General features: G+C 66.8%; 25 protein-coding genes. 13 read left to right on the forward strand and 12 right to left on the reverse strand.

What is annotated here, in order from left to right; all coding sequences use genetic code 11:
• The first annotated feature begins 97 nt into the window (after nt 1–97).
• Genes CBR61_RS00860 through CBR61_RS00895 form a run of 8 tightly spaced genes read left to right on the forward strand, consistent with a single transcriptional unit; the run spans nt 98 to nt 7,730 of the window.
• Nucleotides 98–1,339, forward strand: a complete 1,242-nt coding sequence (locus tag CBR61_RS00860; RefSeq protein WP_088912663.1) for a cytochrome P450 — start codon at nt 98–100, stop codon at nt 1,337–1,339.
• 6 nt (nt 1,340–1,345) lie between these two features.
• Nucleotides 1,346–2,428, forward strand: a complete 1,083-nt coding sequence (locus CBR61_RS00865; protein ID WP_088912664.1) for an acyl-CoA dehydrogenase family protein — start codon at nt 1,346–1,348, stop codon at nt 2,426–2,428.
• 24 nt (nt 2,429–2,452) lie between these two features.
• Complete coding sequence (locus tag CBR61_RS00870; protein ID WP_088912665.1) at nt 2,453–2,878, forward strand: Zn-ribbon domain-containing OB-fold protein; 426 nt, start codon at nt 2,453–2,455, stop codon at nt 2,876–2,878.
• Nucleotides 2,875–4,029, forward strand: coding sequence for a thiolase family protein (locus CBR61_RS00875; protein WP_088912666.1), 1,155 nt, complete (start codon nt 2,875–2,877; stop codon nt 4,027–4,029). Before CBR61_RS00870 ends, CBR61_RS00875 begins: the two co-directional genes overlap by 4 nt.
• A 2-nt stretch (nt 4,030–4,031) precedes the next feature.
• On the forward strand, nt 4,032–4,799 hold the full coding sequence (locus CBR61_RS00880; RefSeq protein WP_233996797.1) for an SDR family NAD(P)-dependent oxidoreductase: 768 nt from the start codon (nt 4,032–4,034) through the stop codon (nt 4,797–4,799).
• A 1-nt stretch (nt 4,800) separates the two neighbouring features.
• Nucleotides 4,801–5,556, forward strand: coding sequence for a ThuA domain-containing protein (locus CBR61_RS00885; RefSeq protein WP_088912667.1), 756 nt, complete (start codon nt 4,801–4,803; stop codon nt 5,554–5,556).
• A gap of 54 nt (nt 5,557–5,610) precedes the next feature.
• Nucleotides 5,611–6,819, forward strand: coding sequence for an acyl-CoA dehydrogenase family protein (locus CBR61_RS00890; RefSeq protein ID WP_088912668.1), 1,209 nt, complete (start codon nt 5,611–5,613; stop codon nt 6,817–6,819).
• An 11-nt stretch (nt 6,820–6,830) separates the two neighbouring features.
• A complete protein-coding gene (locus tag CBR61_RS00895; RefSeq protein ID WP_088912669.1) occupies nt 6,831–7,730 on the forward strand; it encodes an SDR family oxidoreductase in 900 nt (299 codons plus the stop codon).
• Nucleotides 7,731–7,842: 112 nt separating this feature from the next.
• On the opposite strand, the gene kynU is transcribed toward CBR61_RS00895, so the two are convergent.
• From kynU to dksA, 6 genes are all read right to left on the reverse strand, one after another.
• Nucleotides 7,843–9,066: a kynureninase gene (gene kynU, locus CBR61_RS00900; protein ID WP_088912670.1), complete on the reverse strand. Its 1,224-nt coding sequence runs from the start codon at nt 9,064–9,066 to the stop codon at nt 7,843–7,845.
• On the reverse strand, nt 9,063–9,854 hold the full coding sequence (locus tag CBR61_RS00905) for a tryptophan 2,3-dioxygenase (RefSeq protein WP_088912671.1): 792 nt from the start codon (nt 9,852–9,854) through the stop codon (nt 9,063–9,065). The genes kynU and CBR61_RS00905 overlap by 4 nt, the downstream gene beginning before the upstream one ends.
• Before the next feature lie 37 nt (nt 9,855–9,891).
• Nucleotides 9,892–10,314 (reverse strand): DUF4112 domain-containing protein, encoded by a 423-nt coding sequence (locus CBR61_RS00910; protein ID WP_088912672.1) that lies wholly within the window; start codon nt 10,312–10,314, stop codon nt 9,892–9,894.
• A gap of 5 nt (nt 10,315–10,319) precedes the next feature.
• The gene (locus CBR61_RS00915) at nt 10,320–11,783 is read right to left on the reverse strand and encodes an ABC transporter substrate-binding protein (protein WP_088912673.1); all 1,464 of its coding nucleotides are present in this window, start codon (nt 11,781–11,783) and stop codon (nt 10,320–10,322) included.
• A 69-nt stretch (nt 11,784–11,852) separates the two neighbouring features.
• Nucleotides 11,853–12,230, reverse strand: a complete 378-nt coding sequence (locus tag CBR61_RS00920; protein ID WP_088912674.1) for a PilZ domain-containing protein — start codon at nt 12,228–12,230, stop codon at nt 11,853–11,855.
• 189 nt (nt 12,231–12,419) lie between these two features.
• Complete coding sequence (gene dksA / locus CBR61_RS00925) at nt 12,420–12,878, reverse strand: RNA polymerase-binding protein DksA (protein ID WP_088912675.1); 459 nt, start codon at nt 12,876–12,878, stop codon at nt 12,420–12,422.
• Between the two features lie 276 nt (nt 12,879–13,154).
• Here dksA and CBR61_RS00930 point away from each other — a divergent pair, with 276 nt between their 5' ends.
• Nucleotides 13,155–13,475: a hypothetical protein gene (locus CBR61_RS00930; RefSeq protein ID WP_088912676.1), complete on the forward strand. Its 321-nt coding sequence runs from the start codon at nt 13,155–13,157 to the stop codon at nt 13,473–13,475.
• Here CBR61_RS00930 and CBR61_RS00935 read toward each other — a convergent pair.
• From CBR61_RS00935 to CBR61_RS00955, 5 genes are read right to left on the reverse strand one after another with little or no spacing between them, the layout of a single operon-like run.
• Entirely contained in the window at nt 13,460–14,608 is a 1,149-nt protein-coding gene (locus tag CBR61_RS00935; RefSeq protein ID WP_088912677.1) for a GNAT family N-acetyltransferase, read from the reverse strand. The two genes, CBR61_RS00930 and CBR61_RS00935, sit on opposite strands and share 16 nt — an antisense overlap.
• On the reverse strand, nt 14,605–15,333 hold the full coding sequence (locus tag CBR61_RS00940; protein ID WP_088912678.1) for a glycerophosphodiester phosphodiesterase family protein: 729 nt from the start codon (nt 15,331–15,333) through the stop codon (nt 14,605–14,607). Before CBR61_RS00940 ends, CBR61_RS00935 begins: the two co-directional genes overlap by 4 nt.
• Nucleotides 15,330–15,785: a RidA family protein gene (locus CBR61_RS00945; protein WP_088912679.1), complete on the reverse strand. Its 456-nt coding sequence runs from the start codon at nt 15,783–15,785 to the stop codon at nt 15,330–15,332. Before CBR61_RS00945 ends, CBR61_RS00940 begins: the two co-directional genes overlap by 4 nt.
• Nucleotides 15,786–15,788: 3 nt before the next feature.
• On the reverse strand, nt 15,789–16,409 hold the full coding sequence (locus CBR61_RS00950; protein ID WP_088912680.1) for a hypothetical protein: 621 nt from the start codon (nt 16,407–16,409) through the stop codon (nt 15,789–15,791).
• On the reverse strand, nt 16,406–16,642 hold the full coding sequence (locus CBR61_RS00955) for a DUF3572 family protein (RefSeq protein ID WP_088912681.1): 237 nt from the start codon (nt 16,640–16,642) through the stop codon (nt 16,406–16,408). The genes CBR61_RS00950 and CBR61_RS00955 overlap by 4 nt, the downstream gene beginning before the upstream one ends.
• 95 nt (nt 16,643–16,737) lie before the next feature.
• Between CBR61_RS00955 and CBR61_RS00960 the strand changes: the two genes are divergently transcribed.
• Together CBR61_RS00960 and CBR61_RS00965 are read left to right on the forward strand one after the other, a co-directional pair.
• Nucleotides 16,738–17,100, forward strand: coding sequence for a response regulator (locus tag CBR61_RS00960; protein ID WP_088912682.1), 363 nt, complete (start codon nt 16,738–16,740; stop codon nt 17,098–17,100).
• 85 nt (nt 17,101–17,185) lie between these two features.
• Nucleotides 17,186–18,115, forward strand: coding sequence for a hypothetical protein (locus CBR61_RS00965; RefSeq protein ID WP_088912683.1), 930 nt, complete (start codon nt 17,186–17,188; stop codon nt 18,113–18,115).
• Nucleotides 18,116–18,118: 3 nt separating this feature from the next.
• Here the strand turns inward: CBR61_RS00965 and CBR61_RS00970 are convergent, their stop codons facing one another.
• Nucleotides 18,119–18,694 (reverse strand): Pycsar system effector family protein, encoded by a 576-nt coding sequence (locus CBR61_RS00970; RefSeq protein ID WP_172835904.1) that lies wholly within the window; start codon nt 18,692–18,694, stop codon nt 18,119–18,121.
• Nucleotides 18,695–18,828: 134 nt separating this feature from the next.
• On the opposite strand from CBR61_RS00970, the gene CBR61_RS00975 reads away from it, so the two are divergent.
• On the forward strand, nt 18,829–19,071 hold the full coding sequence (locus CBR61_RS00975) for an acyl carrier protein (RefSeq protein WP_088912684.1): 243 nt from the start codon (nt 18,829–18,831) through the stop codon (nt 19,069–19,071).
• Nucleotides 19,072–19,085: 14 nt separating this feature from the next.
• Complete coding sequence (gene spt / locus CBR61_RS00980) at nt 19,086–20,312, forward strand: serine palmitoyltransferase (RefSeq protein ID WP_088912685.1); 1,227 nt, start codon at nt 19,086–19,088, stop codon at nt 20,310–20,312.
• The last annotated feature ends 13 nt before the right edge of the window (nt 20,313–20,325 follow it).

The raw sequence follows: 20,325 nt of genomic DNA on the forward strand, positions 1-20,325 counted from the left end.
CGGCTTCGCGCAACCCTAACACAAACGCGCATCGCATCGGGGGCGCGAGGGCCGCTAGGCTTGTCACACCATATCCAAGGTGGCGGAGCCGCATCACATGAACAAGCCCCAAGGCAATGTCTTTGCCCCCGAAACGCTGATCGATCCCTTCGATCACTATCGTGCCGTGCACGAGGCCGGGGTGGCGATCGAGCATCTCGAGGGCATGAACACCTGGGTCGTCTATTCCTACGACCTGTGCAGCGAGGCGGCGGCAAAGCCCGAGGTCTTCTCCAACGACTTCACCGCGCTGATGGGTCGCGAGGCGGACGAGGAGATCCAGGCGATCCTCGCCGAGGGCTGGCCCGATCTCCCCACCCTGCTGACCGCCGATCACCCGGTCCACACCCGCAACCGCAAGCTCGTGAACCTCGCCTTTTCGGCCCCGCGCGTGAACGCGATCGAGGCCGACATGCGGCAGAAGTCGATCGAGCTGATCGAGGCCTTCGCCGACCGGGGCGAATGCGAATTCGTCGAGGAATTCGGCGTGCCGCTGCCGGTGGCGATGATCGCCGGGCAGATCGGGCTGGAGGATGATCCGAAGCGCGTGAAGGCGTGGTCGGACGCGGCGGTCGACCGCTTCAGCCAGATGGTCGATTTCGAGCGCAAGAAGGAATGCGCGCGCAGCCTCGTCGAGTTCCAGCACTACATCAAGGGGCTGATCGACGACCGCAAGGCGAATGGCGGGAACGACCTGCTGACCGATCTCGTCGAGGCGCGGGTCGAGGGCGAGACACCGCTCTCGGACCCCGAAATCATGTCGCTGATGCAGCAGTTCATGGTGGCGGGGAACGAGACCACCACCTCGACGCTGGCGGGCGGTCTGCTCCAGCTGATCCGCAATCCAGACCAGATGGAAAAGGCCAAGGCGGCGGCGGGCGGGCGCGATCCCAAGGTCATCATGAACCTTGTCGAGGAGGCGCTGCGCTACGAGACGCCGACGGCAGGGATGTGGCGGATCGTCAAGCAGGATACCGAGCTTGGCGGCATGAAGATCCCGGCGGGGAGCGTGGTGCAGCTGCGCTATGCGGCCGCCAACCGCGACCCGTCCAAGTTCCCCGATCCCGACAAGTTCGACATCGAGCGCGCCAACGCCCGCACCCATCTGAGCTTCGGCAAGGGGCCGCACATGTGCGTGGGCAACATGCTCAGCCGCAAGGAGATGCTGGTCGCCTTCGACGAGCTGCTCGAGCGGCTCGACAACTTCGCCGTCGCCGATGAGGGCGCGATCCGCATCCTCCCCAACATCCTGCTGCGCGGCGTGACCCATCTGCCGATCACCTTCACGCGGAAAGCCTGACCCCACATGAATTTCGACCTCTCCGAAGAACAGCAGATGTTCGTGACCTCGGTCGAGCGCTTCGCGGCGCCGATCGATGTCGAGGCGCGCCGCCGCTTGCGGCTTTCGCCCGCGGGCTATGACCGCGCGCGCTGGCAGCAGCTGGCCGAGATGGGGCTCATTGCGCTGTCAGCGAGCGAGCATGCGGGGGGCATGGGCGGGTCGTCGACCGATCTTGCGCTGGTGCTTGAAGCCATCGGCAAGGCCAATTCGCCCGATCCGCTGCTCGAACATGGCATCCTCCCGGTGCTGCTGCTCGAACGCGGCGGAGCGGGCGCGGTGCTGGAGGAGGTGCTGTCCGGCACCACCATCGCCACCCTCGCCTGGACCGAGCGCGGCCAGCGCTACAGCCTCAAGGCCAAGGGGATGAAGGCCGACGCCGCCGGGGACGGCTTCACCCTCACCGGCGAGAAGACGATGGTGATGGGCGCGCTGATGGCAGACCTGTTCATCGTCACCGCCGACCTAGGCGGAGAGACGGCCTGCTTCCTCGTGCCCAAGGATGCGGCCGGGCTGGAGGTGCGGCCCTACCGCCTGGCGGACGGCAGCATCGCGGGCGAGATCAAGCTCACCCGCACGCCCGCCGCCGCGCGGCTCACGCTCGATCCGACTGCGCTCGAAGCGATCGCGGCCGACATTCGCCTTTATGCGGCGGCGGAAATGGTGGGCCTCGGCCAGCGCCTGCTCGACGATACGCTTGCCTACGTGAAGGAGCGCGAGCAGTTCGGCGTGGCCATCGGGAGTTTCCAGGCCTTGCAGCACCGGCTTGTCGATTGCTACGCTCGCGAAGAACAAGCGCGTTCAATGCTTTACCGCGCAGCATTGACCGACAAGGGTGATGCAGCAAAGTGGCAGCGCGCTGCCGCAGGGGCCAAGGCCTTCATCGGCGAGAATGTCGACGCCATCGCCCGCGAGGCGGTGCAGATGCACGGCGGCATGGGCATCACCGACGAACTTGCCATCGGCCACGCCTTGAAGCGCGTGCTGCTGCTCGCCCGCCTGTTCGGCGACGTCGACACCGTGCTTGCGGAATATGCGCTGGCCGCCTGACGGCCTGCTGGAGGGGACTGAACAATGGGCGAAAAGATCGACCCGAACCTGTGGAGTGACGGGGCGCAGCCTCATCTGATGGGCGGCAGGTTGCCTTCGGGGCAGATCGTCTTCCCGATGCCGGTCGGCGATGCGGCCGAAGGCGTGGAGCCCTACAAGCTTTCGCGGCGGGGCAAGCTGTGGTCGTGGACCTCGCAGGGCTTCCTGCCCAAGGAACCCTATGAGGGCCCCGGCTCCGGCCCGGGCGAAGGCCCGCCCGATTTCCAGCCTTATCTCCTCGGCTATGTCGAACTGCCCGGCGAGGTGATCGTCGAAAGCCGCATCGTCGATGCGCGGCTGGAAGACCTGCACCTCGGCATGGATCTCGAATTCTGCATTGTGCCGTTCAACGCGCGTTACGACACCTTCGCCTTCCGCCCCGTCGCCCAAACAGAAAGTCAGGCCGCATGAGCGAGAACGTCTACATCATCGGCGCAGGGATCCATCCCTTCGGCCGCACCGACAGCCGCTCGGGCCGCGAGCAGGGCGTCTATGCCGTGCGCGAGGCGCTGAAGGATGCTGGCCTTGAATGGCCCGACATCGAGTGCGCCTATGGCGGCTCGGCGGCTGCGGGCAATGCCGATATCATGGTCAACGAGCTGGGGCTGACCAGCCTTCCCTTCACCAACGTCGCCAACGGCTGCGCCACCGGCGGCAGCGCGCTCGCCGCCTCGCAGCAGGCGATCGCGAGCGGGATGTATGACCTCGCGCTGGCGGTCGGCTTCGACAAGCATCCGCGCGGCGCGTTCAACGCCAAGCCGTCCGACTATGGCCTGCCCGAATGGTATGGCCAGACCGGCATGATGCTGACGACGCAGTTCTTCGCGCTCAAGATCCAGCGTTACATGCAGCTCCACGGCATCAGCCGCACGACGCTCGGGCGGGTGGCCGAGAAGGCCTTCCGAAACGGCACGATCACGCCCCACGCCTGGCGGCGCAGCCCGGTCGATCTCGACACGATCATGAACGCGCCGATGATCAACGATCCGCTGACCAAGTACATGTTCTGCTCGCCCGCCGAGGGCGCCGTGGCGCTGATCCTTGCGTCCGAGAAGAAGATGAAGGAGCTGGGCGCGGACGGGGTCAAGATCCGCGCCGTGGCGGTGAAGACCCGGCCGCCCAATTCCTTCGAGGTGTTCCAGGCCGGCATCAGCATCGAGGAGGGCGGCAAGCCCACCGTGCTCGCCTCGCAGGCCGCGTTCGAGAAGGCCGGGATCGGGCCGGAGGACATCTCCGTCGCGCAATTGCAGGACACCGAAAGCGGCGCCGAGATCATGCACATGGCCGAAAACGGTTTCTGCAAGGACGGCGAGCAGGAGGAATGGCTCGCCAATGGCTGGACCGAGATCCACGGCGGGAAGCTGCCGGTGAACACCGACGGCGGCTGCCTCGCCTGCGGGGAGCCGATCGGGGCATCGGGCCTCAGGCAGGTCTACGAGAACGTCACCCAGCTGCGCCAGCGCGCCGGCGAGCGGCAGGTGCCCGGCAAGCCCCGCTTCGGTTACAGCCATGTCTACGGCGCCCCCGGTCTTTCCGGCGTCGCCATCCTGGAGCGCGAATAGCCATGCGGATGCAGGGCAAGGTGGCGCTGGTCTCCGGCGGCGCCGAGGGGATCGGGGCGGCGGTTGCGCGCCTGATCGTGGCCGAGGGCGGCAGCGTGATGCTCGGCGATGTGCAGCTGGAAAAGGCCCAAGGCCTCGCTGCCGAACTGGGCGAGCGCGCGGCGGCGTGCCAGCTCGACGTGCGCGATCTCAGGCAATGGGAAGCGGCGGTATCGGCGACGCGCGGGCGCTTCGGGAAGCTCACCGTGCTGTGCAACATCGCCGGCATCTCCAAGCCTGGCAATGTCCCCGACGGCGCGCTCGACGTGTGGGAGCGCACCATCGACATCAACCTCAACGGCCCCTTCTACGGGATGCGCGCCGCGATCCCGGCGATGGAAGCGAGCGGCGAGCCCTGCGCCATCGTCAACATCGGCTCGATGATCGCGCTGCGCCCGGCCTCTTTCGTCGCCGCCTACAGCGCGTCGAAGACCGGCCTCAGGGGCCTCACCCAATCGGTCGCGCTCGATCTGGCAGAACGCGGCCTGCCGATCCGCGTCAACATGGTCCATCCCGGCGCGATCCGCACGCCGATGTACAACCGCTACAAGTTCTCGGGCGCCGACACGCCCGAAAACATCGAGACCAATTTCGCCGCCACCCACCCGATGAACCGCATCGGCGAGCCCGAGGAGGTTGCCCGCGCGGTGGTCTTCCTCTCCAGCGACGAGGCGAGCTTCACCACCGGCTGCGACCTCACCGTCGACGGCGGCGGGAGCATCAGGAGCTGACATGGCAGAGCAACCCGCCACCCGCATCGACGCGCACTTCATCACGGCCGGCAAGTATCACGATATCGACTACCCGCGGCTCGAGATCCTGAAGCTCCTCGCCGAACACCCGCATATCCGCACCACGGTCGCCTGCGACTATTCGGGGCTCGAGCGGCTCGACCAGTGCCGCTTCCTCATCACCTATACCTGCGATCTGATGCCGACCGAGGAACAGGCCGCGCAGCTGAAGGCATGGCTGGACAAGGGCGGCAAGTGGATGGCGCTCCACGGCACCAATTCGATCCTCGTCTTCACCGCCGAGGGGCTGGTGGACGCGCCCGAAACCCGGCCCGACGTGATGGACATGCTCGGCACCCAGTTCAAGGCGCACCCGCCGATCGGCAAGTTCCCGGTCGAGGTGGTCAACAAGGATCACGAGCTGACCCGCGGCATCGCGGACTTCGAGGTGGTGGACGAGCTCTACCTCTCGAAAACCACCGCGCCCATCGACACGCTGATGCAGACCACCTTCGAGGGCGAGGCGACCGGCTTCGTGGATGCCAACTGGGAAAAGACCACCGTCCCTATCGTTTATACGAGGGATATCGGCGCGGGGCAGATCGTATACAACGCGCTGGGCCATTGCCGCGGGCACTACGACCTGCCGGGCATGGCCGATTTCTACCCGCACAAGGAAATGTGCGCCTGGAACTACGACGTCTATTATGACCTGCTGCGGCGCACGATCCGCTGGGCCATGCGAGACGGGGACTGAAGCTGGCAGGGGCTGAAGGCCGTACCTGCGGGATCGCAAGTGGGATTGAATAGAATGGACTTGGACTTCACCCCCGAGGATCTGGCGTTCCGCGAGGAAGTGCGCGCCTTCCTCAAGGACAACCTGCCCGAACGGCTGCGCGATGGCGCGCGCCGCACGCCGGGCGTTTTCGTCGAGCCCGACATCGGGATGGAGTGGCACCGCATCCTCTATAAAAAGGGCTGGGTCGCCCCGCACTGGCCCAAGGAGGACGGCGGCACCGGCTGGACGCCGACCCAGAAGTTCATCTTCGAGAAGGAATGCGCGCTTGCCGGCGCGCCCGCCCTCGCGATCCTCGGCCTGCGCCTCGTCGGCCCGGTGATCTGCGAATTCGGCACGCCCGAACAGAAGGCCCGCTTCCTGCCCGGCATCCTCTCGGGCGACGACTACTGGTGCCAGGGCTATTCGGAGCCCGGCAGCGGGTCGGACCTCGCCAGCCTCAAGACCTCGGCCCGGCTGGAGGGCGACGAATATGTCATCAACGGCTCCAAGATCTGGACCACCCATGCCCACCACGCCGACTGGATCTTCGCGCTGGTGCGCACCGATGCCACGGTGAAGAAGCAGCAGGGGATCAGCTTCCTGCTGGTGCCGATGGATCAGCCAGGGGTGGAAGTGACCCCGATCCACTCGATGTCGGGCGATCACGAGGTCAACGCGGTGTTCTTCACCGATGCGCGCACCTCGGCCCAGAACCGTATCGGCGCGGAAGGCGCCGGATGGACGATCGCCAAGTTCCTGCTCGAAAACGAGCGCGGCGGATCGTGCTACGCCCCGCGCCTGCTCCAGTCGATCGACCGGCTCGAGACCCTTGCGCAGACCCAGCCTTCCGGGGTCAACGGCGCAATCGCCCACGATCCGCGCTTCCGCGACAAACTCGCCCGCGTGCGGCTCGAGGCCGAGGCTCTGGAGGTGACCGAACTGCGCATCCTCGCCGAACTCGCCAAGGGCCGCGCGCCGGGGCCGCAAACCTCGCTGGTGAAATTGCTCGGCTCCAATATCGGCCAGAAGGTCGATGTGCTGCGGCTGGAACTGCTCGGCCCCGACGCGCTGCAACTGCCGCTCGAGCGCCCGCTCTACGGCAACGAGGCGCCCGAGCCGGTGGGGAGCGAATATGCCCAGACCGCCATGGGCAAATACCTCAACAACCGTGCCTCGACGATCTTCGGCGGATCGGACGAGGTGCAGAAGAACATCATCGCCAAGACCGTGCTCGGTCTCTGAAAGGACAGATCATGGACGTATCCAAGCTGATGTTCCGCGATGGCCTGATGGCGGGCGAGCGCATCCTCGTGACCGGCGGGGGCACCGGCCTCGGGCGCGAGATGGCCGAGGCCTTCCTCAAGCTTGGCGCGACCGTCTACATCTGCGGCCGCCGTCAGGGGAAGCTCGACGAGACCGCCGAGGAGCTGACGAAGCTGCACGGCGGCAAGATCGTCGGGATGGCCTGCGACATCCGTGACGCGGACGCGATTCATGCGATGGTCGATGCGATCTGGGCCGATGGCGGCGCGCTGACGGGCGTCGTCAACAACGCCGCGGGCAACTTCATCAGCCGCACGGAGGACCTTTCGGTCAACGGCTTCAACGCCATCGCCGATATCGTGATGCGCGGCACCTTCTACGTCACGCTCGACATCGGCAAGCGCCTGATCGCGGAGAAGAAGAAGGCGAGCTTCCTCTCGATCCTCACCACCTGGGTGTGGTCGGGCAGCGCCTTCGTGGTGCCTTCCGCGATGAGCAAAACCGCGATCAACGCCATGACCCAGAGCTTGGCCACCGAGTGGGGACGCTATGGCCTGCGCTTCAACGCCATCGCCCCGGGCCTCTTCCCGACCAAAGGGATGAGCGCGCGGCTCAATCCCGGCGGCTCGGGCGGCAATTCGAACAACGCGATGAACCCGATGGGCCGCGCGGGCGAGATGCACGAGCTTGCGAACCTCGCGGTGTTCCTGATGGGTCCGGGCGCGGAATACGTGAACGGGCAGACCATCGCCATCGACGGCGCGGGCTTCCAGGCGACCGGCGGAACCTTCTACCCGATGCTCCATGCGCTCGGCGACGCCGAGTGGGAGCAGATGCGTGCCATGATCAAGGGCACGAACGAGAAGGACAAAGCCGAAAGAACCGTTTGATTGCGAAGGCGCCTCCGCGCCTTCGTCCTCGGCGCGGTTCCCTTCGCTTCGCTACGGGGCGCCTGCGGCTCGCGCGCGTGCGCTCGCGGCCCTGCGGGCCGGACGATATTCGTCAGGTCACCGCCGCGCGCTCGTTGAACTCAGCCCGCTGCCACTCGCCGCTTGCCAGCACCTCGGCGAGATGGCGGGCGGCGGCGGCGATGTCGGCGAAGCTCAGATAGGCGGGCGCGAAGCCCAGCCGCAGCACGTCGGGCGCGCGGAAATCGCCGATCACCCCGCGCGCGATCAGCGCCTGGCAGATCGCGTAGGCCTCCGGGTGGCGGAAGGAGAGCTGGCTGCCGCGCTCGCCGCTTTTGGGCGGGCTGACCAGTTCGAGGTCCACCCCGTGCGCCATCAGGCATTCGAGGAAGAACTCCGAGAGCGCCTGCGACTTGCCGTAGAGCCGCGCGACGCCGATCTCGGCGATCAGATCCACCCCCACCTCCAGCGCCGCGAGCCCCAGCACCGGCGGCGTGCCGCATTGCAGCCGCTCGATCCCCGGCGCGCCGGCGTAGTCGTCGGAGAAGGCGAAGGGCGCGGCGTGGCCGAACCAGCCGGTCAGAGGCTGTTGCAAGTCTGCCTGGTGCCGCTCGGCGACGAAGGCGAAGGCGGGGGCGCCGGGGCCGCCGCACAGGTACTTGTAGCCGCAGCCCACTGCGAAATCTGCGCCCGCCGCGCGCAGATCGACCGGCAGTGCACCGGTCGAGTGCGACAGGTCCCACAGCACCAGCGCCCCCGCTTCATGCGCGGCACGGGTCAGGGCGGCCATGTCGTGGAGCGCGCCGGTCTTGTAATGCGCGTGGGTGAGCAGCAGCAGTGCGACATCATCACCCAGCGCCCCGGCCAGCTTGTCCCGTTCCGCCAGCCGGCGCTCGGCGAGACCCTGCGCCTCGAGCCCGGCGATCATGTAGAGATCGGTCGGGAAGTTGCCGGGTTCGGAGAGCACAACCTTGCGCCCGGGCCGCATCGCCAGGGCAGCGGCGATCAGTTTGAACAGGTTCACGCTGGTCGAATCGCAGGCGATCACCTCATGCGGCGCGGCCCCGACCAGCGGCGCGATCTTGCCGCCGATGCGGCTCGCCATGTCGAACCAGCTCGCGCTGTTCCACGAACGGATCAGGCCCTCGCCCCACTCGCCTTCGATCACCGCCTGCAAACGCGCGGGCGTCGCCTTGGGCAGGGCACCCAGGGAATTGCCGTCGAGATAGATCACCCCGCCGGGCAGGATGAACCGCTCGCGGTAGCCCGCCAGCGGATCGGCGGCGTCGAATTCGGCGGCGCGCTGTTCGGGTGTCATATAGCGGTCCGCACGCTCAGTAGCTCGGGGAAGAAGGCCTGCTTCAGCACGCCTTCGAGATAGGGCACGCCGGGGGTGCCGCCGGTGCCGCGCTTGAAGCCGATGATGCGCTCGACCGTCTTCAGATGCCCGAAGCGCCAGCGCTGGAAGTGGTATTCGAGATCGACCAGCTTCTCGGCGAGTTCATAGAGGTCCCAATGCGGCTGGGGATCACGGTAGATCGCCGCCCAGGCCGCCTCGACACTGGCGTCGGGCGCATAGAGGGTCGCCGGGTCGCGCCCCAGCACGGTCGCGTCGATGGCGAAGCCGCGCCGCGCCAGCAGCCGGATCGCCGCATCATAGAGGCTCGCCCGCCCACGCTCCGCCTCCAGCCGGTCGGCCCAGTCGGCATTCGACTTGTGCAGCCGCACGTGCTTGCCGTCGCGCCCGCCGAGCATGAATTCCATCATTCGGTACTGCGCCGACTGGAACCCGCTCGAGGCGCCCAGATGTGGGCGGATCGCGGAGTAATCATGCGGGGTCATGGTGCTGAGCACGTCCCAGCTCTGGATCAGCTGCTGCTGCGCCCGCGCCACCCGCGCGAGCATCTTGAAGGCGGGCCTGAGGTCGTCGGCCTCGATGCATTCGCGCGCCGCAGTCAGTTCATGGAGGCACAGCTTGAGCCACAGCTCGCTCGCCTGATGCACGATGATGAACAGCAGTTCGTCATGCGCAGCCGAGGCAGGATGCTGCGCGGCAAGGATGCGGTCGAGATCGAGATAGCTCGCATAGGTGACATCGGCGCTCATGGCCGCTGTCCCTAGCGCGCGAGCGCGCCGGAGGAAACTACCGGTCGATCACCCGCGTCTCGGGATGGTGCTTGTCGATGTGCTTCAGGAGGATGCGCAGGTTCCGGGTGTTGGAGCGGAACACGAGGTCGGCGGCATCGCCGATCAGCGGGATCGCGCCGATGGCCGTGTCGAACAGCACGTTCGCGCCCATCCGCGCCAGCTTCCACTTGGGCACGCCGAGGTTCTTGGCCTCCCACACGATGTAGGCCCCCATCGCCGCGGTCACGACCTCGCCGATCACCGGCACGAGGCCGACGAGCGCGTCGAGGCCGACGGGCATGTTGATGCCGGGGATCGTGAAGCTGCGTTCGAGCAGCCGCTCCATCATCACCACGCGGGCGCGCACCGATGCGGCGTCGGTTCCGGTCGGCAGCGCGAAGTTCATGGGTTCGGGGCGGCGGTGCATGGTCTTGTCCATGCCCGTTATGTGGTGGGCTGGGACAGCGGGAACAAGGGGTGGAGACCCCATGGGTTCGGCAGATAGTTGCGGATCGAGCCGCGCACCAGCGACCAGCGCACGGGCGCGCCGAGGGGAATGTAGATCTCGCGTTCGACCAGCGCGGCATGGGCTTCGACGAGCAGCTCCTCGCGGCGCGCCGGATCGCGTTCGGCAAGGGTCTCGCGCACCAGCGCGTCTGCCCGCGGCGCGCACAGCCCTGCATCGAGGCTGCAGTGGAACTGGTTCAGAAACCAGCGCGGCGAGGAATAGCGCGCCAGCGTGTCGCGCAGCTCCAGATCGGCGGCCTCGCCAGGCGCGGCGCGGCGGGTGGTGACACCGATGGTGTCCCATGCCTCGGCCAGCTGGCGCAGGAGCAGGTCGCCCCCGGGGCCGCGCGGCATCGCCACGCGCACCACCGCCTCGTTCCCGGCGGCGGTCCAGGCGCTGATCCGGGCGGCGGCGGCAGCGCGGCGCTCGTCAATCGAGGCGCCGTCCCAGCGGTCTTCCGGATAGGGGGCCGAGGCGAAGAACGCGGGCGGGACGATCCAGCTGCTCTGGCGCCAGCCGTTAAGGCCGAAGCTCTGGATCAGCGCGGCCCGGTCGATCGCCATCGACAGTGCCTCGCGCCGCTTCGGATCGGCCAGAAGGCCGGTCTCGCGGCGCACCGTCAGCCCCAGCAGCCCGATGGCCGGATCGACCTGGATCGTCCCGCGCGACAGCGGTCCGGCCTCGGCTTGGGGGAAATTGACGATGCTGCCGCCCAGCACCAGGTCGACGTCCCCGCGGGAGAAGGCGCCGACCGCATCCGTGACCGACAGGGCCCGAACCGCGACAGGGCGGGCAACGGCCTCCCAGTCCTCCCGCGCGGGCAGGCCGCGTGATTCGGGCGGGAGGGCAGTGAGGCGCGCGGTGTCGTCCGTCTCGTCACGCGACAGCACCATCGGCCCGGCGCCGCTGCCGTTCTTGACGAGGCCGAGCTCGGGCTGGGCCAGCAGACGCAGGAAATCGGGCATGGGCGAGGTCAGGCGGACCTCGATCACGCGGCCCGTCATCGCGCGGATATCGCGCACCTTGGCTAGATCGAGCCCCAGCGAGGTGCCGCGCACCCGCGTGAGCGCCTGACGCAGCTGCTGGCGCACCTCAACGGCGGTGATCTCGTCGCCGTCCGGCCAGGTGCTGTCACGCAGGCGGAAAATGTAGCTGAGGCCGTCCTCGGTGACGATCCAGCGCTCGGCGATGGCGGGTACGACCTGCCCGGCCTGGTCGAGCGCGACCAGTCCCTCGACGGTCGCGCCGCGGATGTGCTGGGCCGGAAGGGAAAGGCGGACGCCTTCCTGATAGAGACTGTCGGGCGCCCCGATGATGGCCACTTCGACCGCCCCTCCGCCGTTCGAGGGGCCGCAGGCGGATAGCGCCAGAGCGGCAATCAGGGGCAGCCAGAATCGCATCAGGCCCGTGTCTAGCAGGTTGCTGCGGGGCGGTCAGCTTGGCGGGGCGATGCCTTCCCCGGAATGCGTTCAGATCTTGCGGAGCTGGCTCGGCTCGGGCGGGCGCGGGGCGCGATGGGCCCTGGAGGGCTGGATGATGGCCGCGGCCGGATCCTCGGCGGCCTGAAGGGGGCGGCGGGCTTTCTGGGAATCGACCTCCTCATCGAAGGCGACACCGAAACGGTTGTCCTGCACCCAGGCCACCGTGCCGCCGACAGCGCCGATGTTGCGCAGCTCGACCGACACGCGATGCCCGCGCTGCACGCGCAGGTGCCCCTCTCCCATCATCCCGCCATCCGACAGATTGCGCACCCGGACGCGATGCACTTCGGCGCCCTGCTCGATGCGGATGTCGGCCAGCAGGAAAAGGCTGTCGCGCGCGACACTGCGTGTCTCAACCCCCGTCATTATGCGGATCGCCTCCTCAGCGCCAAAATCAGTCGACCTGTTGCCGCGTCATGGATCACCCGTCGACGCGGCATTGCAATGTCGAAGGTGGGCCATTCGCGGTTAACGCGCGGTAAACCGAGCCCCTCGCGGGCCCCGCTTGTTGCAGGGCGTCCCAAGGCGGCACAGGTCTTGGCCGCCCTGTTGATATCAGTCGTCGCGCGAGACCTTCTCGCGCCGCTCGTGGGCTTCCTGGGCCTCGACCGTCATCGTGGCGACAGGCCGGGCGATCAGCCGCCTCAGGCCGATCGGATCGCCGGTGACCTCGCAATAGCCGTATTCGCCGGAATCGATCCGCCGCAGCGCAGCGTCGATCTTGGCGACGAGCTTGCGCTGGCGGTCCCGGGTGCGCAGTTCGATGCCCCAGTCCGTCTCGCTCGAGGCGCGGTCGGTCAGGTCGGCCTCGCGGATCGGCCCGTCCTGGAGCGATTGCAACGTCTGTCCGGCGGCGGAATGGATCGAGCGCTTCCATTCGATCAGCAGCATCCGGAAATAGGCCTGCTGGCGCTCGTTCATGTATTCCTCGTCCTCGCCCGGGACATAGTCCGGTGCGAGAAGGCGCTTGGCCTTTTCGAGGATATCGATGTCGTCAGACGCGGTGGTTGGCATCAAGCTCTCTCGTCCCGTGAGCCGCTGGGAAGACCATCGCGTCCTGACGCCCTGAATATTTTCATCGGCTCACTTGGTCCCAGCAAGCGGAAAGCACTGGGGGCCCTATAGGGAAGGCCCCCGAGGGGCACAAGCGGCTTTGGCAGCGAGGCGGGGGCAAAAGCGCGCGCACCGAAGGCGCAAATCGCGTTAACTAATTTTTGACCATAATTGCCGCACTTCTCCGACCACGGAAGGACGCCGAGGGGGGCGATCCGGTAAAGACGGGGACCAGACATGAACATCATCGCAATCGGGACGAACCTCTCCCGCGAGAATGCCGGCGAAAACCAGCTCGGGGCCTGGCTGGCCGCAGCGGGATGCGGCGATGCGGGAGCCTGCTATGACCTCGGCGTCGCTTTCTCGACGGGCAGCAACGGTGCGCCCTGCGATCTGATCGAGGCGCACAAGTGGTTCAACCTCGCCGCCGCGCGCGGCCATGAGGAAGCCGCCCATTGCCGCGCCGACATTTCGGAAGAGATGACCGCCCGCGAGATCGCCGAAGCCCAGCGCCGCGCGCGCCAATGGCTCGCCGAGGGCCGTCAGCGCGCCGCCTGATCTTTCCTGAACGGCGTGCGACCGCCAAGATAGAGCTGGTCGCTCGCCACCCCGGCGCGTTCGCGTTCGAGAAAATCGGCGACCGCCGCGCGAAAGCCCGGATCGGCGATCCAGTGCGCGGACCAAGTCTGCACCGGTTCATAGCCGCGCGCCAGCTTGTGCCCGCCCTGCGCCCCGGCCTCGACCCGTGCCAGACCCCGCGCGATGGCGGCGTCGATCGCCTGATAGTAGCACAGCTCGAAATGCAGGAAGCGCACCTCGCGGGTGCAGCCCCAGTACCTGCCGTAGAGCGCATCCTTGCCCACGAAATTGAGCGCCCCGGCAATCGCCTCGGCCCTGTCATAGGCGAGGATCAGCACGATCCGGTCCCCCATCCGCTCCCCCAGCAGGCTGAAGGCCTCGCGAGTCAGATAGGGGCTACCCCACTTCCTTGCGCCGGTGTCCTGATAGAAGACCCAGAAGGCGTCCCAGTGCTCCTCGCCGATGTCGCGGCCGGTGAGGTGGCGGATCGTCAGGCCCTCTACCGCGGCGGCGCGCTCCTTGCGCAGGTCCTTGCGTTTGCGGGAGGACAGCGCGCCGAGGAAATCCTCGAAGCTGGCATAGCCGCGGTTGAACCAGTGGAACTGGATATCGGCGCGCGGCATCCATCCCGCTTCCTCGAAAAGCGGGAGCTGCGCGGGATCGATGAAGGTCGCGTGGGCGCTGGACAGCTTGTTCTGAAGGCATACCGCCTCCGCGCCTTTCAGCAAGTGCGGGGCGAGACCCTCATCGCTCAGCAACAGGCGCGGACCCGTGGCTGGGGTGAAGGGCGCCGCGATCTGGAGCTTCGGATAGTAGCGCCCGCCCGCGCGGTGCCAGGCATCGGCCCAGCTATGGTCGAAGACATATTCCCCCTGCGAGTGCCCCTTGGCGTAGGAGGGCATCGCGGCCAGCAACCGCCCCGCATCGTCGGTGATGGCGATCGGCGCCGGCTCCCAGCCGGTTCCGGGGCCGACGCTACCCGAATCCTCCATCGCGGTGAGGAATTCGTGGGAGACGAAAGGGTTGTCGTTGCCGCCCAGCGCGTTCCAATCCGCCGCGTCGAACGCGCCGACCGAGGAGGCGATGCGCACCGTCAGCTCCGGGGAACTCACGCCAGCCCCGCCCCTTCCGCGATCAGCGCATCGGCATGGGCAAGGCCCCGCTCCCGCGTTTCTACGGAGCGCACCGTCCAGGTCAGCAGCGCCCGCCCGCTCTCGCGCCACAGGCTGGCGAGCACATTGGGAATGTCGCGCACGTCGCTGGCAAGGAAATCGGGACGCGCGCGCTCGAGCGCATGGGGCGCACGCCATGCATGGCGGTAGCCGTGATCGAGCGTGTCGGTGACGACCAGACCGCGCACCACCTCCGGCGCGTTCTTCGCGAACCATTCGCCCACCCTGAGATCGAAGCTCATCACCGCCAGCGGCCCCGTATAATCCGCCAGCACCTTGGCAATGGCGATACAGGATTCGGCCACTGCGAGATGCGGCTGGGCTTTGACCTCGACGAGGATCGGCACCCGGCCCGCGACCAGATCGAGCAGTTCGGACAGGCGCCAGATCGTCCCCTGCGTTTCGAGCAGGGGAATGCGACACAGATCGTCAGCGGCGCGAGCGGCGACCTTCCCGCGTTCGCTGGTGAGGCGGTCGAGCTCCCGGTCGTGGAACACCAGCGGCACGTTGTCGCGGCTCATCTGGATATCGCATTCGATCCCCATGCCGCGCGCGATCGCGCCCTCGGCGGCGGCCCGCGAGTTCTCGGGCACGCCCGCGCCGTGCAGTCCGCGGTGGGCATATTCCCACGCGGTCAGCCAGTCGGGAGCTGGCCTTGCCGTCATGCCTTCAGCGCGACAATCGCATCGACTTCGACCGCCGCTCCGCGCGGCAGGGCGGGCACGCCGACAGCGGCCCGCGCGTGCTGGCCGGCGCCGCCGAAGATCTGCTCCATCAGGTCCGAGGCGCCATTGGCGACTTCCGGCTGCTGAGTGAAATCGGCGGTGCAGTTGATGAAGGCACCGAGCTTCACCACCCGCTCGACCTGGTCGAGCAGACCTGCCGCCTGGAGCTGGGTCACGATCATCAGCCCGCAGGCGCGCGCCGCAGCCTTTCCGGCTTCGACGTCGACATCATCACCCAGCCGGCCTGTCACGACTGCTCCCTCCACGAAGGGCAGCTGGCCCGAGACATAGGCGATGCCGCCATGCACCACGACCGGCACATAGCTGGCGACCGGCGCGGCGGCCTTGGGAAGGGTGATGCCGAGTTCGGCGAGGCGTGCGGTGTAACTCATGTTTCAGTCCTCCAGTTGTTCAAGCAGCCACGGCAGGGCCTCGTCCCAGCGGTCGATCCGCGAATGGGCGTGGCCGGCCTTGTGGGCGCAATCGATGGCATGGGCGATCATCGGCTCGCCGCACAGGTGGAGCCGCGTCACGTGCGGCGTGATTTCGGCGACCGAGGCGTGGTGCTGGGCGAGGTCATCGATGAACAGCGCGCGGGTGGGGGCATACTCGTCGATGATCGCCTTCAGGGCGGGGCCTTTGGGGCCCTGATTGGTGAACACCCGGGCATTGATCCCGACCTTGGCGAGCTGCTCGGCCCGCGCATCGCGGTGATGGTCAACGAGGTTGGTTAGGATCACGACGTCGGCCTTTTCGGCCAGCGTGTTGATCCCTTCGACCGCGCCGGCGATCGGTTTCTGCGAGTCCATCTCGTTGTCGAAGAAGAGCCGCAGCATCTTCCAGATATCGGGCGGGGCGAGCAGTTCGCCGCTGTCCTGCCAGCGCAGGGCCTCGGCGAAATTGTGGCCTTCGAGGTGGAAACTGACGCCTTGGCTCGCCTCCAGCCAGTCCTTGAAGGGCGCGACCATGTGCAGCAGCACTTCGTCGCAATCGGAGATGATCAGGGGGCGGGTCATGCTGTCAGAGCGTCCTTGGCGGCGACCAGTTCCTCGGGCGTGACGGCAAGGGCCTCGGCCGCGCGGATCAGATCGGGTTCGTGGTTGGCGAGAAATTCGAGCGCCGAGGCGAGGATCACGGGATCGCCGAGACCGGTCCGCAGAGAATCGGGATCGAGACCGGTAAGTTCAAGATAGCGCGCGGCGCGATCCTCGGATTCCAGCACCCAGCCGAGCGCGGCGAGCGCCAGCATTTCGGGATATGCGGGCTCGGATGGGGGACGATGCGGGATTGTCCTGTCCTTCGGCTGCGGGTAACTGACGGAACGGGCGAAAAGCGGGGCGTTCAGTGACAAAGCGGATCATGGTTGTCGAGGACAATGACCTCAACCGGAAATTGTTCTGCGATGTGCTCAGGGCCAACGGCTTTGATGTGGAGCCGGTGGCCGAGGGCGACAAGGTGCTGGACACGGCGCGCGCGGTCTCGCCCGATCTCATCATCATGGACATCCAGCTCGGCGGGATCTCCGGCGTCGACCTGATCGAGGCCGCCAAGCGGGACCGGCGGCTGGCCGGCATCCCGGTGCTCGCGGTGACCGCCTTCGCCGCAAAGGGTGACGAGGAACGTATCCGCGCGGCAGGGGCCGAGGGCTATCTGTCGAAGCCGGTGTCGATCGGACCGTTCATGAGCGCGGTGAACGCCCTGGTGTGAGCGGTCAGGGACCGGAGTTCATGGGCCATTCAGCCTTCCGTCGCTAAAATTATCTACATAAATTAGCATATTACGGGAGGTTCGAATGCGCGCCGCAGCCCTCGGGATTCTTGCTCTTGCTGCGGCGGTGCTGACCCATCCCGCCGCGCTGTCTGCCCGCGATCAGGCTGGCCGACTCGAACAGGACAGCACCGAGATCGAAGTGCTCAGCCAGCGCGAGATGGCGCGCCAGGTGTTCAAGGACAACCTGCGGCAGATGACCGAGCGCCTTAGCGTTGTCGAATCCATGCCGCGCTTTTTCCAGCCGCTGTGCATCGAGGTAGCAGGGCTGGAACCGGAGCAGGCCCGCTTCGTGGCCGATCGCATCCTTGCCACCTCGCTCGAACTCGGCCTGGGAGAACCGCGTGCCGGATGCCGGGCCAATGCGGTGGTGATCGTGGTCGATGACCCCGAAGGGATGTACAAGCGGCTGGTGAGCAAGCGGCTCGATCTCGTGGGGGTGCTGCCCTTCCGCGATGTGCACACCCGCCGGATCGAGAGCGAGGTGCGCGGCAAACGGCCGGTGGTGTGGTGGAGCATGCTTGCCACCGCCAATGCGCAAGGAGTGACCTTCAACGACCTCGGCCTCGTCGTCTCGCAGAGCACTGCGGCGTCCCGCACCGCCTCGTCCACCTACCGCCCAAAGACCCTGTCGGTGGTGATGTATGATGCAAACCAACTCGGCGGCGCAACGCTGGGGCAGATCGCCGATCATGCCGCGCTCCACATCCTCGGCATGCCACGCCGCCAGATCGATTTCGGCGGCATCGGCCTGCCCTCGATGCTGAGCCTGTTTGCCGATGGTCCGGACGTGGCCCCGCAGGCGCTCACGGATTTCGACCGCGCCTATCTGCAAGGGCTTTACAGCCTCGGCCCGGGCGCGTTCCAGGTGCGGGTGCCGCGGGCCGTGGTCGCGGCCTATGCGGCGCAGTGCGAGGCCGACCAGAGCGACTGCCGGATCAAGTTGCAGAACTGACGCTCAGGCGATCGGCAGCGCATATTCCAGTGCGAAGGTGATCACCGTCAGCACGAGCCCGGCCATGAAGCTCTTGTAGGCATAGGCGAGGTACTTGTACTTCTTGCGCTGGAGCACCTGCCCGTTCTGGTAGATGTCGTGCAGCATGGTGCGGAACACGGTTTCGTCGGCGTGGAGTTCATCGAGGATGCTCTCGGCCCATTCGCCCTCGTCCATGTGGGTGAAGCAACCGAAGAACAGCTTGTTGGGCACGCCGTCATTGAGCTTGGCCGACGCCGGACTGCTCACCGAAGGCAGCACCGCGAACACCGCGCACATCGCCGAGATGAAGGCGAACAGGGCGAGGACGGCAAGCGAGACGGGCAGCGTCCCGCCCCGCGCCTGTCCGACCGCGATCGTGAATACGAGGAAGGTCGCCCCCATCAGGATCGAGGCCTTCTGGTCGGCCATCTGGCTCAGGGCGAGGTTGATCTGCTGCGCGGTGCGCACCAGATGGATCGCGTGGTTCGAATAGCCGGAGGGCGAAGGCAGCGAAGGCGCGGCCTTGGGCGTTTCGGACTGCACGGGTTCTTCAGCCATCATCCCCCCGGATCGGCTGCCGCATCCCGGATGGGCGCGGCGAAAACTTGACAAGCTGCATCATCCGCCGCTTTGCAGCCGTAATACCGGGCTAAGTCCCGCGCGACAACCGATCCGAAGAAAGCAGACCCGCCATGAGCCCCGCAGACGTCGATGCCGCCATCCGCAATCTCGTCGAGCCCTTCAACAAGAAAGGCATAGCCATCGAGGATGCGACCACCTTTGCCGGCGATCTCGAGTTCGACAGCCTGACGGTGATGGATTTCGTCGCCGCGATCGAGGACGAATTCGACATCATCATCAGCATGAACCAGCAGGCCGAGATCGAAAACTGGGGCCAATTGGTGGCGGCAGTCCACAAGCTGCAGGATAGCTGATAATGGCAACTGCTATGAACGACACCCTTGCCCAGACTGAGCCGGTCGATCTGCTCGCCAAGTTCGATCCCATCATCCAGACTCGCGAGGCGCTGCTTGCCGCAGGGGTGGAGGATCCGTTCAACCTCGTCATGGAAAAGGTGCTCTCGCCCACGCAAGCGATATGCAACGGGCGCGACACGATCCTGCTCGGCACCTACAACTACATGGGGATGACCTTCGACGATGACGTCATCGCCGCGGGCAAGCAGGCGATGGAGGATTTCGGCGCCGGCACCACCGGCAGCCGCGTCCTCAACGGCACCTTCCGCGACCACCGCGATGTCGAGGCGGCGCTGCGCGAATTCTACGACATGGACCACGCGATGGTCTTCTCGACCGGCTATCAGGCCAACCTCGGGATCATCTCGACGCTGGCAGGCAAGGGCGACTACATCATCCTCGACATCGACAGTCACGCCTCGATCTACGATGGCTGCGCGATGGGCAAGGCCGAGGTCGTGCCGTTCAAGCACAACGACGTCGAGGCGCTGGAAAAGCGCCTGAAGCGCATCCCCGAAGGCGCGGGCAAGCTGGTTGTGCTGGAAGGCGTCTATTCGATGATGGGCGACGTCGCCCCGCTCAAGGAGATGGTCCGCATCGCCAAGGCCCACGGGGCAATGGTGCTGGTCGACGAGGCGCACTCGATGGGCTTCATCGGCGAGCACGGCCGCGGCGTCGCCGAGGAGCAGGGCGTGCTCGACCAGGTCGATTTCATCATCGGCACCTTCTCCAAGAGCGTCGGCACGGTCGGCGGCTTCTGCGTGTCGAACCACCCGAAGTTCGAGGTGCTGCGGCTGGTGTGCCGTCCCTACGTCTTCACCGCCGCCCTGCCGCCGAGCGTGATGGCGAGCTCGGCCACCTCGATCCGCAAGCTGATGCACGGCGGCAACAAGCGCGCGCATCTGTGGGAGAACAGCCGCACCCTTCACAAGGGCCTGCGCGATCTCGGCTTCAAGCTCGGCACCGACGAGCCCCAGAGCGCGATCATCGCCGTCATCATGCCGGATCTGGAACGCGGCGCGATGATGTGGGAGGCGCTCCTGAAGGAAGGCCTCTACGTCAATCTGGCCCGTCCCCCGGCGACCCCGGCGGGCATGACCCTGCTGCGCTGCTCGCTGTGCGCAGAGCATTCTGCCGAACAGGTCCAGACCATCCTCGGCATTTTCGAACGCGCCGGCAAGGCGATCGGGATTATCTGAGGTGCGGCGCGGG

Source organism: Porphyrobacter sp. CACIAM 03H1, from assembly GCF_002215495.1.
Lineage (GTDB): Bacteria > Pseudomonadota > Alphaproteobacteria > Sphingomonadales > Sphingomonadaceae > Erythrobacter.

Bases quoted from the DNA above. Each gene is read 5' to 3' on its own strand.
- CBR61_RS00860 (WP_088912663.1), top strand. From the start codon at position 98: ATGAACAAGCCCCAAGGCAATGTCTTTGCCCCCGAAACGCTGATCGAT.
- CBR61_RS00865 (WP_088912664.1), top strand. From the start codon at position 1,346: ATGAATTTCGACCTCTCCGAAGAACAGCAGATGTTCGTGACCTCGGTC.
- CBR61_RS00870 (WP_088912665.1), top strand. From the start codon at position 2,453: ATGGGCGAAAAGATCGACCCGAACCTGTGGAGTGACGGGGCGCAGCCT.
- CBR61_RS00875 (WP_088912666.1), top strand. From the start codon at position 2,875: ATGAGCGAGAACGTCTACATCATCGGCGCAGGGATCCATCCCTTCGGC.
- CBR61_RS00880 (WP_233996797.1), top strand. From the start codon at position 4,032: ATGCGGATGCAGGGCAAGGTGGCGCTGGTCTCCGGCGGCGCCGAGGGG.
- CBR61_RS00885 (WP_088912667.1), top strand. From the start codon at position 4,801: ATGGCAGAGCAACCCGCCACCCGCATCGACGCGCACTTCATCACGGCC.
- CBR61_RS00890 (WP_088912668.1), top strand. From the start codon at position 5,611: ATGGACTTGGACTTCACCCCCGAGGATCTGGCGTTCCGCGAGGAAGTG.
- CBR61_RS00895 (WP_088912669.1), top strand. From the start codon at position 6,831: ATGGACGTATCCAAGCTGATGTTCCGCGATGGCCTGATGGCGGGCGAG.
- kynU (WP_088912670.1), bottom strand. From the start codon at position 9,066: ATGACACCCGAACAGCGCGCCGCCGAATTCGACGCCGCCGATCCGCTG.
- CBR61_RS00905 (WP_088912671.1), bottom strand. From the start codon at position 9,854: ATGAGCGCCGATGTCACCTATGCGAGCTATCTCGATCTCGACCGCATC.
- CBR61_RS00910 (WP_088912672.1), bottom strand. From the start codon at position 10,314: ATGGACAAGACCATGCACCGCCGCCCCGAACCCATGAACTTCGCGCTG.
- CBR61_RS00915 (WP_088912673.1), bottom strand. From the start codon at position 11,783: ATGCGATTCTGGCTGCCCCTGATTGCCGCTCTGGCGCTATCCGCCTGC.
- CBR61_RS00920 (WP_088912674.1), bottom strand. From the start codon at position 12,230: ATGACGGGGGTTGAGACACGCAGTGTCGCGCGCGACAGCCTTTTCCTG.
- dksA (WP_088912675.1), bottom strand. From the start codon at position 12,878: ATGCCAACCACCGCGTCTGACGACATCGATATCCTCGAAAAGGCCAAG.
- CBR61_RS00930 (WP_088912676.1), top strand. From the start codon at position 13,155: ATGAACATCATCGCAATCGGGACGAACCTCTCCCGCGAGAATGCCGGC.
- CBR61_RS00940 (WP_088912678.1), bottom strand. From the start codon at position 15,333: ATGACGGCAAGGCCAGCTCCCGACTGGCTGACCGCGTGGGAATATGCC.
- CBR61_RS00945 (WP_088912679.1), bottom strand. From the start codon at position 15,785: ATGAGTTACACCGCACGCCTCGCCGAACTCGGCATCACCCTTCCCAAG.
- CBR61_RS00950 (WP_088912680.1), bottom strand. From the start codon at position 16,409: ATGACCCGCCCCCTGATCATCTCCGATTGCGACGAAGTGCTGCTGCAC.
- CBR61_RS00955 (WP_088912681.1), bottom strand. From the start codon at position 16,642: ATGCTGGCGCTCGCCGCGCTCGGCTGGGTGCTGGAATCCGAGGATCGC.
- CBR61_RS00965 (WP_088912683.1), top strand. From the start codon at position 17,186: ATGCGCGCCGCAGCCCTCGGGATTCTTGCTCTTGCTGCGGCGGTGCTG.
- CBR61_RS00970 (WP_172835904.1), bottom strand. From the start codon at position 18,694: ATGGCTGAAGAACCCGTGCAGTCCGAAACGCCCAAGGCCGCGCCTTCG.
- CBR61_RS00975 (WP_088912684.1), top strand. From the start codon at position 18,829: ATGAGCCCCGCAGACGTCGATGCCGCCATCCGCAATCTCGTCGAGCCC.
- spt (WP_088912685.1), top strand. From the start codon at position 19,086: ATGAACGACACCCTTGCCCAGACTGAGCCGGTCGATCTGCTCGCCAAG.